The sequence below is a fragment of the Polynucleobacter sp. genome, from assembly GCF_040400325.1.
Classification (GTDB): domain Bacteria; phylum Pseudomonadota; class Gammaproteobacteria; order Burkholderiales; family Burkholderiaceae; genus Polynucleobacter.
In genome coordinates, this window is sequence record NZ_JBBAQK010000036.1 from 1 (window position 1) to 2,448 (window position 2,448).

1 protein-coding gene and 1 pseudogene are annotated in these 2,448 nt (G+C 38.9%); both read right to left on the minus strand.

The annotated features are described in order from the left end of the window. Window positions 1–2,055: tetratricopeptide repeat protein (locus ABWP14_RS11345; protein WP_353203082.1), on the minus strand; the 2,055-nt coding region annotated here is incomplete at its 3' end. A 157-nt stretch (window positions 2,056–2,212) separates the two neighbouring features. Then, a pseudogene (locus ABWP14_RS11350) lies at window positions 2,213–2,448 on the minus strand (hypothetical protein); the annotation flags it as partial.

The following is a 2,448-nucleotide window of genomic DNA, read 5'->3' on the forward strand; positions in this document are numbered from 1 at the left end:
CTTACGTAATTCTGTGACGTTTTGTCTAACTTCTTTTTGACCGATAGGGATAGCCTTAAATAAGGGCGTACCTTGCTGATTGACTGCCCAAACATAACTTGTTTTGGTGCCTACAAACCAAGAAACTAAAGTCTCATTAGATCGAATAGTTTTTTGGATTTTTTCAAGCGAAATAGGCTTGGGGTTTACTAATTCAGCATAATCCGGAAAGTCCAATGCAATCAGCATGGTTGCTCGCTTTGCGTCTTTGCGAAGTTGTTCAATATCCGCTCTCATCTTGGCTTGAATCTGTGGCGACTGCTCACTAGCAGGTTGCATGGCAAGCTCTTTGCTGAACTTAGTCAAGAAGACAATCTGCTGATTCAAGTCTTGTTCTTCGCGAACAAGTTTAGATAATCTGAGGTCCGTGATATTTGCACGCGCGGTACTTGAACTGAGTGCACGCTGAACATTGCTACTGCGAGCCAAGTCTCCCAGGACAAAAGCCTCATTTACTAATTTTTGATTTGAGGATTTGTCAAATGCACGAGATAAAACACCAAGATAAGACTCAACATAACCTACAAGGAATTTTTTTTCTTGCATTGAGATGCCGTCCGAATCTGCTGCACTCTCCCTTTCTAGTTCAATCAGGTTATTTATTGATGTAGAAAAAAATCCATGTGCAACTTCATCTTTTCTTTGCTCTGCTAAGGTAAAGGCTAAAAGTAATTTGGCTTGAGTAGTTTCCTTTGACGCCTTGCCTGTTCGATTTTCATTTATTTCAACTAATTGCAAAGCAACTCTTTCAGCTGTAACCAAGTCACCAGTTCTAATTAGTGCGAATACTAGTTCAGGGCTGTTAATCTCAACAAACCTAGCTGTCTCAGGAAATGATTTTAAAGTGATCTCTAATTCAGAGTAAATCTTTAATGCTTCTAAAAATTTATTTTCAGCAATGAGTGCTGATGCCAAGGTTTTTTTAGTAACTGCTAGTTGAATAGATTCTTCAGTAACTCCAGATTCTTTTAAACTTAGCAGGCTTTGATTTAGTAAATAAATGGCATCCTTGTTTCTCTCGCGAGAGAGCATAACAATTGCTAACTCGCGCAAAGCCTTTGAAGTTGAGACTGAAGCCTTGCCGGTTCTAGTCAATGACATTTTTAATGCTTCTCTTGAATAGATTTCTGCTTCATTAACTTTGCGTAACTTTATTAAAGTCCCACTCAACCTGATATAAAGATTCTCTAAAGACTCTTTGGGAACATTCATATTTGGGCTGGTTCGTTCATTCGAACCCAAGCCCGGTGCGCGATTTGTATCACCAGAAGAAATAATATTTACTTCTAAATTATTTATTTGGGGAGTAAATATATCTATAGCTTTTCTAAATGATATTTCAGCTTCTGAAAATCGTCCCTTTTGAAATGATATTTCAGCTTGCGCTGAAAGGAAGGCCTTGTTCCAGCTGGCTCCATACAATGAGTAGGCTGGGGCACGCTTAACATACGTCAATAGTGAACCCGTTAGCCTGAGGTGGTTTTCTGCTTTTTCAAAATCTCCAATAGTGGAATACGCTTCAGCAAGGTTGCCGTTATAGCCAATCAATACACCAGTATTTCGATCGGGAACTTTATCCAATAAGACTTCTAAACGGGATATTGCCTTCTTTGAATCTCCAACTTGCATTTCTGATTGAAATAATTCATTTGTGACCTGAAATTCCTGATGAGTTCCTTTTTTTGCGTGCTGAAGTGATTTAGTCAAAAAGTCAATACGCTGACTCATTCTGCCTAATCGTTGGGCGGCCATTGCTTGGAAATAGTAGTGACTATATTGATCTTCATCTTTAGCTAAGTTGGAGATTTCTTTAGTTATTAGCTTTAAATCTTCGTCCCGAGATTTGTTATCTACAGATGCTTGCTTTAGTGAATTCACAATGTCTTGAATTCCTTTTGGAACAGAAACTTCAGACTCAGAAGCTTGCACAAAAGAGACTATTCCCAAGGTGCCTATTAAAAGCAGGCTAAATCCGAATTTAAGTATTTCAGTGAAAGATGATTTAAATTTTTTCATCTCAATTTCCTTTGAGCTGATAGCCATAGACAATAACTAGTTTATATAGCTTTTAATCCTGACAAGAGTTGTTGAATCAAGCCTAGCTACTAAACGCTACTTACAAAGTACTAACTCAGGTCATCATGTCAAAAATAAACATGTAAATCCAATAATCTTATACATGTGGCTTAGGGCGTGTGAGTGGGGATTTGAGTTGGCTACCATCTCTGTTCCACTCGATGTATCGCCACCGAATGTTCATACTTTCACGAGCACTACGCATACCTGTAGCCAGTAGCAGTTCCACGTAGTCACGAAGCAGCAGTCGCATTTCTACGTGATTTTTACGTTCAGCTGCATGACACCACGCGGGCATGAAGTCCAGCAAATGCTTCAATTCTTCTTGCGTAA